Annotated in this window: 14 protein-coding genes; 4 read left to right on the top strand and 10 right to left on the bottom strand. The window is 30.6% G+C overall.

Annotated features, from left to right (window positions below; translation table 11 throughout):
- The coding region (locus HHU08_RS24880; RefSeq protein WP_169189778.1) for a MobA/MobL family protein at window positions 1-1498 on the top strand (1498 nt) is incomplete at its 5' end.
- A gap of 19 nt (window positions 1499-1517) precedes the next feature.
- On the opposite strand, the gene HHU08_RS24875 is transcribed toward HHU08_RS24880, so the two are convergent.
- The 9 genes from HHU08_RS24875 to HHU08_RS24835 form a co-directional block, all read right to left on the bottom strand.
- Window positions 1518-1706, bottom strand: coding sequence for a hypothetical protein (locus HHU08_RS24875; RefSeq protein WP_169189777.1), 189 nt, complete (start codon window positions 1704-1706; stop codon window positions 1518-1520).
- Between the two features lie 344 nt (window positions 1707-2050).
- The gene (locus HHU08_RS24870; protein ID WP_169189776.1) at window positions 2051-2680 is read right to left on the bottom strand and encodes a MarR family transcriptional regulator; all 630 of its coding nucleotides are present in this window, start codon (window positions 2678-2680) and stop codon (window positions 2051-2053) included.
- Window positions 2681-2854: 174 nt separating this feature from the next.
- Window positions 2855-3133 carry a DUF5839 family protein gene (locus tag HHU08_RS24865; RefSeq protein WP_169189775.1) on the bottom strand — a complete coding sequence of 93 codons (279 nt, stop codon included), beginning with the start codon at window positions 3131-3133 and terminating at the stop codon, window positions 2855-2857.
- Complete coding sequence (locus tag HHU08_RS24860; protein WP_169189774.1) at window positions 3126-3551, bottom strand: hypothetical protein; 426 nt, start codon at window positions 3549-3551, stop codon at window positions 3126-3128. The genes HHU08_RS24865 and HHU08_RS24860 overlap by 8 nt, the downstream gene beginning before the upstream one ends.
- Window positions 3548-3772, bottom strand: a complete 225-nt coding sequence (locus HHU08_RS24855; protein ID WP_169189773.1) for a hypothetical protein — start codon at window positions 3770-3772, stop codon at window positions 3548-3550. The genes HHU08_RS24860 and HHU08_RS24855 overlap by 4 nt, the downstream gene beginning before the upstream one ends.
- Complete coding sequence (locus tag HHU08_RS25340; protein WP_235679018.1) at window positions 3769-4161, bottom strand: hypothetical protein; 393 nt, start codon at window positions 4159-4161, stop codon at window positions 3769-3771. Before HHU08_RS25340 ends, HHU08_RS24855 begins: the two co-directional genes overlap by 4 nt.
- Window positions 4162-4270: 109 nt before the next feature.
- Entirely contained in the window at window positions 4271-4450 is a 180-nt protein-coding gene (locus tag HHU08_RS24845; protein WP_169189772.1) for a hypothetical protein, read from the bottom strand.
- A 21-nt stretch (window positions 4451-4471) separates the two neighbouring features.
- Window positions 4472-4639: an antitoxin VbhA family protein gene (locus HHU08_RS24840; protein ID WP_169189771.1), complete on the bottom strand. Its 168-nt coding sequence runs from the start codon at window positions 4637-4639 to the stop codon at window positions 4472-4474.
- 71 nt (window positions 4640-4710) lie between these two features.
- Window positions 4711-5241: a MerR family transcriptional regulator gene (locus HHU08_RS24835; protein ID WP_169189770.1), complete on the bottom strand. Its 531-nt coding sequence runs from the start codon at window positions 5239-5241 to the stop codon at window positions 4711-4713.
- Window positions 5242-5768: 527 nt separating this feature from the next.
- Between HHU08_RS24835 and HHU08_RS24830 the strand changes: the two genes are divergently transcribed.
- A complete protein-coding gene (locus HHU08_RS24830; RefSeq protein ID WP_169189769.1) occupies window positions 5769-6176 on the top strand; it encodes a hypothetical protein in 408 nt (135 codons plus the stop codon).
- A 27-nt stretch (window positions 6177-6203) separates the two neighbouring features.
- Window positions 6204-6776 (top strand): VanZ family protein, encoded by a 573-nt coding sequence (locus HHU08_RS24825; protein ID WP_169189768.1) that lies wholly within the window; start codon window positions 6204-6206, stop codon window positions 6774-6776.
- Window positions 6777-6933: 157 nt separating this feature from the next.
- On the opposite strand, the gene HHU08_RS24820 is transcribed toward HHU08_RS24825, so the two are convergent.
- Entirely contained in the window at window positions 6934-7230 is a 297-nt protein-coding gene (locus HHU08_RS24820) for a conjugal transfer protein TraD (protein ID WP_169189767.1), read from the bottom strand.
- Window positions 7231-7693: 463 nt separating this feature from the next.
- On the opposite strand from HHU08_RS24820, the gene HHU08_RS24815 reads away from it, so the two are divergent.
- Window positions 7694-8049 (top strand): MobA/MobL family protein (locus HHU08_RS24815; protein WP_169189766.1); only part of this gene is annotated, 356 nt, incomplete at its 3' end.

The following is an 8049-nucleotide window of genomic DNA, read 5'->3' as shown; positions in this document are numbered from 1 at the left end:
CGATATTGCAATTCATAGAGATGATAAAGAAAATCCTCATGCCCATGTTATGTTGACGACTAGAGAAATTTCAGAAGAAGGTTTTACAACAAAAAATCGTGATTGGGATAGAAAAGAACAATTAGAAAACTGGAGAGAGCAATGGTCAGAACATGCCAATAAGGCTCTTGAAAAAGAAAATATCCAAGAACGTATTACTCACAAGTCTCATGCGGATCGTGGACTTGAAGTATTACCTACTGTCCATTTAGGGCATATTGCTTCTGCAATGGAGAGAAAAGGAAAAGAAACAGAACTAGGAAATATCAATCGTGAAGTAAAACAATATAATGCGATTGTTTATGACTTACAAAAATATCGTGAAGAAAAACAACAAAGAGAAACACTTTTAAAAGAACAACAAAAGCAAAAAGCTGTTTGTTTCACTCCAAAAGAACAGGAAATATTGAGTGCAGCTGAAAAAGGAATTGGTGAAAAACCAACTTTAGAAAACATTGAAAAACATAGAAAAGAACTGGAAGAATGGCATAAAGCTGAAAAGAATAAACATATAGCATTGAATAATCAATATAAAAATATCAGTAACCTTTATCAAGTAAACACTTTTGTATCAAGGTTTGAAGAGACATTGAAAGAAAAAGAACAAGCACTTGAGAATATTGGTCTATTCAAACGAAAAGAAAAAGAAAATCTTCGTAATGAAATTAGTGGTTTGAAAGATACTCTAAAAATCCAATACGAAAATTTATCTACTCTTATGAAAGATAATGGAGTTTCTACTAGGGCAGAAATCCAAACTCAAAAAGACAAATTAGAAAGCAAAGTAAATAAATCTTTAACAAACTATAAAGAGAGTGAAGCCTTATACAAAAAGCAAAAAGATGTATTAGATAAAAGTGAACAGGCTATTAAAGACAAAGAGATCCGTAAGGTTTTTGTTTTATATCCTGACCTACAAGGAAAACCAATTAAGTATGAGACAGCTTCTAAACTAAATCAGATTCATGAACAATATAAAGTTTCAAAATTTAGCGATATACCAAGCGTTACTCAAAAAAATAATAGCGAAATAAACACTCTAACAACAGCTACTTCTAATTATGATGAACGAGTGAAAAAACTAGAACAAGCTGAAAAGACTGCTAAAGAAATTATGGCAGTCCATCAACGAATAGAAGCTATTAAAAATAACCCTTATCAATATGGAAAAACTCTTAATGACCCAAGAGCAAAAGAAGAATATGAAAATTTAAAAGTCAGACGGAATACTCTTACTAAAGAACTTATTGATATGGGATATACAACTCAAAAATCTATTAACGATGATAGAAAAATGTTTAATGAGTTTAAACCAAATTATGAACAAAGCCTAAATAAAATTGAGGAATTAAAAGAGCAAAATAAAGCCTTAAATGATGTTCAAAAGGATATACAAATAGCAGAAAGAATACAGCAACAGAAAGCAAAAACCAATGAACTTGACGAAAGAACTAGATAGGGTTGTTAAATTTACAACCCTATTTCAACTTCCAATTCATTTGATATTTTTCAAATACCTTAACGAGATCGTCAAGCAATTGCTGATTTTCTTCCCAAGATAAAGGCTTTTTTTCATAATCTCGACTATATTCAAATGTCACGTTCCAAGTACGGTTGCAATCAAAAGTGCCATTAATAATCTGTTTAGACCTTTCAAACTCATGCATAAAAAAGCACCTACCTTTTAAATTATTATATCTTAGTTATTTCTCATTTGATAACCACCCTTAATTACAAGGTTTTTAGTTGCCTTTATGGCAACATCTTAGCCTTTATGGCAAGAACGTAAAAGTTTAAATTTAGGATTGCTAAACAAAAAGCGAAATGCTATTTATTATAGAGTGAGAAGAGAAAGAGTTTTAAAAGTTAAAAAAAGACTGTTATATCAAGGGTTTTGAGATTTTTCGTGTGTTGCGATTTTACAACACTTGTGTTGCGATTTTACAACACACGAAATAATAAAATAAAAAAAAACCGTAGTAATCAAAATTAATTACTAACGGTTTTTTCTTTAAAATAATTTATCCGGTAAATCCTTTAATATTTTCATTTTCATTGCTTTATGAAACATAACTTGTAAATGCTCTGGAACCTTATCTTTATCACCCGCAAAAATAATATGAGGATTAACAAATAAAGAATAAGCTTTAACATTATTACCTTCAATTCCACTTTCAGCTTTAGCTAAAATTCCTTTTTTAACTAATGAATTAATTGTTGTACTTGTATTTGACCTATTGCTATTTATTAGCTTAGAAATCTCTGTAATATTTGCAGGAACAGGATTTTTCTCTTTAATATCTAAAACTATGCAATTACTTGAAAAAGCAATATAAGGTATAACATCAGATAAAAAAACCTTTTCTTTACTGCTAAGATATTCTTGCTTATTTAGAAAACCTAAATTCTCTTGCAAGTGTTGAGCAAACCTCACTTTCGAATGTGGAGATCTTTTAGTTCCTATGTAAAGTTCTTTATTACCAGTAGCCATACTAAGTATTTTCATAGCTTGGTCAATTTGTTCTTGAGGTACTCCAAAATGCTCTAGATTATTAAGAATTTCATCATTTTTTAAATCTCTTTTTCTAGCATTTTTACTAACACTGTTTAAATTTACTACATTATTGTTTTCTTTTTTCACAAATTTCCTTCTCCCTACTAGAAGGAATATATCACTGTATGTTAGAATATAATTATTCTATAAGTGAATACAGGACATATTCCTGTCCTTAATTTAGTTAAAACCCTCGGAGTCGGCAAAAACTTGAGGGTTTTTCTTTATACCTTTAAGACTACCAATATTTTCTTCTTTATTCTACACTTTTTCATTTTTTTGAGGAGCTCTTTCTAAAACACATTTAACTTTCTTATATTTTTTTCCTACTTCTTCTAATTCTTCTCTAAACACATTCATTACTAATACTGGTGCTGATGTATTTTTAGCATGAACTAATACGATATCTCCCTGTTCAATAGGTTCTTTTCTTAATTTTTTTGGAATATGCCAATAAAATAGTTTGCTAGTATTTAACTTCAAAATACCATCTTTATTACTAAGAATATGAAACGCAGCAATAGTATTATTATCAGACATTTTCTTTCCCTCTTTCAATTTTCTCTTTTAAATTAATTAATAGTTTATCATCAATTCGTTTCGGTTTATACCCCATTCTATCAATCAATATACCCTCTATAACCTTCATACGGGCAGTATAAAGGCGATATTCACTTTCTGCCAAACCTTTTATATCATTAGGAACTACAACCCCGTCAGGGGCCTTCTGAACGGTTCTCATAAGGTGGTAACAACTTGTCCGCTTTTCTCTCACCAGTCGAAGCAAAACTAAAAGATCATATGTGTGAAGTGAAGCCAAGAAAGAAAACGGTCTTTCACATAATTCCAAGTACATAAAACCGTTTAGCTTCGGTCTTTTCACTTTCAATGGTGCTTCACAAAACGAGCAAGTTTCTGCATAGCTGCTATTTTCTTGACCGCAATAAGAACAAATCATTTTCTTTGGAACTCCTCACTACTTACGTAGTTAATAACCATCGCCCACAATTCATCTGATACCTCTAATTCGTATTGATCGATGACAGCTGCATAAGAATCTAAAGATTCTTTCAAGCCACTTTCTGATAGGAAAGAACGCTTTGTACTATGTCCAAACGAATTAACATGCTCTATCACAAAGTCCCCATTTTCCATATAAATTTTTAATTTTTTCATCATGCTTCCTCCTTAAAATGAGCCAAAGCCAATTCTCTAAAATAAGCAGACATAGATTTTAAATCCTTATCCTTAATGTCACTCTTTATTTTGCTCCATATATCGTCTGGAAGGGTTATAGACACCTTTTTAGTGACTCCCATAGACGGTCGCCCTACATTCTCCTTTTTAGCTGAATTAGAGTACTTTAAATGGTCTGGTAACGTATCGTATCGATAAGGCGGAATATAAAGCTGACCTAACATTTCGTTTATTGTTTCCATAGCAACTCCTTCCGTCGCGGCCAAGGAAACAAACTCCTTTTCTAATTGCTCGATTGTTTTATTTTCTTCTTCTTCGCCATTCCAACGAACATCATATAATTTTTTATGTAAATCCCATACTTTCAACATTTTTTAACCGCCCTTTTCTTTAAGTTACCTTTATTATATCATTTAAGTAACTTTAATTCAAGCGTAAAAAATACCGATTTTTCAAAATAGAATAATCGGTATCTTTCCCCTAGCTATACACTTGCTTGAAAAATAATTGCTTATGTTTTCTTACTTCCACATAGCCAGTAATCTTATATTGTGAAGGTTTTTCGTTCAATGCTAACAATTCCTCGTAGAAAAAGTGTTCTGCATCTTTCTTTTTAAAAACCGGCTTATCTGTTCCTAAAATTTCATGAAGCTTTAGCATAAAATCGCCCACCATCTTATTTTATTTTTTATCAGCTAATTCCTTTAACTGATTGATAAAATCTTCATCTGAAATATGTCCTTCTAGAGATTTTCTTACTAAATCCTCTTGTTCTTTGGAAACATCCATTCCAGATATTCTCAACGAAGCTTTTGCATATCTCATCGCTTCTTCATTAGTCCTTTTCATAAAAAAATTCTCCTTACTTACCCTAAAGGTTTATAGGTTGCCATAAAGGCAACCCTTGTCTGTAATGGTTTTTACTTGAAGAGTTTTTTCCACCAGGGTTTTACCTCTTCTTCTTCTTTGGCAGCTGCTATTTCTAATCTCTTTTCTTCTAATGATTGTTGTAATTGCATCGTTAGGATCCGATCTCTTTTTTCTACAACATCATTCATTTTATATTCAAATGCTTTCAACATATTTTCTCTTTCTTCTTCAATTGCTACTTTCACTACTCGTTGTATCGTTTCTTCTAATTCACTCTTTGATAAACGAATCTCATCCGTGAAAACGCTAGGCGTTTTTGTTGCGTTTTTTTCGTCCATATTCATTGATACAACAGCATTTAACGCGTCTGTAAAAGAAACGTTGTTTGCTAATAATTTTTTCAATTCTCTTAACGCCTTAAAATCGCGTTCATAATAAATCCGTTGTCCTTTTTCATTTCGTTCCATTATATAGCCATGCTGTTCTAACTCAATAGACCACCTTCTTAAACTAGAAGTAGTTATTTCTAAATCAGCAGCAACATCTTTAGAAAAATAGCCAAAGCTATTAGCGTTTTTCATAGCGTTTATTCACTCCTTCTACTTTTACTCTTCGATAATCTAGTAGAATTTCCTTCTTTCCTTTCAATCATCATGAAAAGTCAATTATATAATGAAGTAGCATTTAGAAGGAAAACGGAGGGATCTAGAGATTGACTTTTTTATTATGAAGCTATTTTTCTCGATATTTCCCAAACGCAAAAAGGCGGAATTTGCCCCAATATGGACAAATTTCGCCTTTTGCTTTTTTGATTGCTATGTATAGGACTCATTATGTTAACTAAGCAATATTATGTCTTCTTTTTTGTACAAAATTTCATACAAAAAAATGATTTTTTTATTTATTTGCTATTTTTCTATAGAAATTCTTTTTTTAAACTAAAAAGACAAATAATCCTTTTGGTTAGCCAATGGATTATTATTATAAATGTTCTTTAATAGTATAAATCTATAAAATTATTTAACAAAAATAAAATAAAGTCTAGCAAAAATTATCCATTTAATAGTAAACTTAGAAAGTATTACAATAAAAAACGGGAGGATTTATTATGTTAAAATTAATAAAAAAAGCATCAGGGGTTTTACTTTTAGGAACATTATTGTTTATACCAGTTTCTGCATTGGCTTCAACTACTGTCTATAATTCTACATATGCTATGAGTGGTGGAGTAAATTCAAAAGAATTTAGTGTGAATCAACCTGGCACCTTTCAAGTTGAAACTTGGGGTAACAGTAAAGCATTTTTAAAAGGTTATAATTTCACAGTATTTCTCAAAAAAAATGTATCTGGTCCTGATGAAGTTATATCTTCTAAAGATGATCACAAAGCAATAGGTTATGAATCAACTACATTCAATATTACAAAATCTAGAGGAAGTGGAAAATACTACGCTTATTTACGAAATTACACAGGACATGAAATGACTGGTGATATTACAATTACAATTAAAGACTAATTTTCAAAAATAAAAGGATGTTAAGAAATGAATTGGAATTATGACGTTGATTTTGAATGGTTTTATGGAGCGATTATATTTTTAATTTTAGCTTTTATAAACTGGAAAAAAATAAAAAAGAATTTATTAGTGGATAAGATAGTTTACTTATCTATTTATATTTATATTATAGCCTTAATAGCTGTGGTCTTTTTTCCAATACCACTTTACTATGTGAATGTAGCAGAAGAGTTTCCACTTTCTAGATATTTTAATTTTACTCCATTTGAAACTGTATTATCTACTCTAGAAAGAACTCCGATTCAACCAATTGGTAATTTTTTATTGCTACTTCCAATAGGCGTTTATTATCCAATTCTATATAATAAAGCTACATTTAAAAATATATTTTTCTTAGGAATAATAGTTTCACTAATAATTGAGATTATTCAATTCATAATTTCAATTATTATCGGAGTCCCATTTCGTATTTTTGATATTGATGATTTGATTCTTAACACTTTTGGTGCTATATCAGGTTACTTTTTATTTAAATTAGTCTGGCCATTTATAAAATCTAGTGGGTTAAATTCTAAATTTATTAACCAAAAAATAATCTAGTAATTAAAGCACAGAATTAATTCTAAAAAATAACAGAAAAACTGATTAATAGAAATAATTACAAATTAATGATAATTTTTAAGAGAAAATAATAAGCACCACCCGTTCTTATGGGTGGTGCTTATTCAAGTTTTTAAATTTGTATTTTGTGTAAAATTTATTTATCTATATGGACCTGAAGTATCTTTCTAGCTTGATCAATATCAAGAGATAATATCTTTTCTTTATTTTTTTCTACAGATTCCTTAAAAGAAACAATTAATTTAATGGTTTCTTCTTCTCCCTTTATTTCAAAATATTTTTCAATCAACCCACCTACTTGTATTAATCTTCTTGTTCTCTCCTTTCTCTCCTTTTGTCTCACTTGATTCGCCAATCTTTGCTTTTCCATTTGCATCTTCCTAATTTTTTCTTCTAAATCTACTAATCTCTCTTCTTCCGTTCTTCGAGCCAAGGCTCTCACTCCCTACTCTATTATTTTCTCTATTATATCCAAAATTACGAGCGAAAACTAGAATTACAGAATGATTCCTCACATCAATCCGTGGTATAATAACCCCAACGAACTGATGTGAGGAAGGGCGCACTTACACAAACTAACGTTTGTTGTGCGGTTGCTTCGCAACAAAAGGCATATTCGCTTATCAGCGAATACAAAATCAAAATCCTTCATTCGCAAATGTGCGAATGAGTATCCGCCAAATGGCGAATACATAAAAACCATTCGTAAGCTATTTATTATTCCAAGTTGGGATATCCCCAACTCGTTTAATAAATCCTTACGAAACCATAATAAAAATTTTCCCACCTTTCGGTACGAAATTTTTTATTACGGATATGAAAACCTAAAACATAAAAACAATAAAACCTAAAAATCAAAATACATAATATCCAAAAGAGAAAGGAGGAAAAAGAATATGGCTATCTATCACTTTTCTGTTCAAGTTATTTCACGAGTAAAAGGACAATCAGCAGTTGCTTCTGCTTCTTATCGTTCAGGCGAAAAGCTATATGATGAACAAACAGAACAGACTAAATACTATAAAAGAGAAGTGAAACCAGAAACCTATATTCTTGCTCCTTCTCATGCTCCTGTTTGGGTCCACAATAGAGAGCTTCTTTGGAATGAAGTTGAAAAATCGGAGACAAGAAAAAACTCAAGACTTGCAAGAGAAATTAATATCGCTTTACCTAGAGAACTTTCTTATGAACAGCAAACAGAATTAATTAAAGGATATGTTCAAGAGCAATTTGTAGATAAAGGTATGATTGC

It is taken from the genome of Niallia alba (assembly GCF_012933555.1).
GTDB classification, from domain to species: Bacteria; Bacillota; Bacilli; order Bacillales; family Cytobacillaceae; genus Niallia; species Niallia alba.
This window is presented reverse-complemented; position numbering and strand designations above follow the sequence as displayed.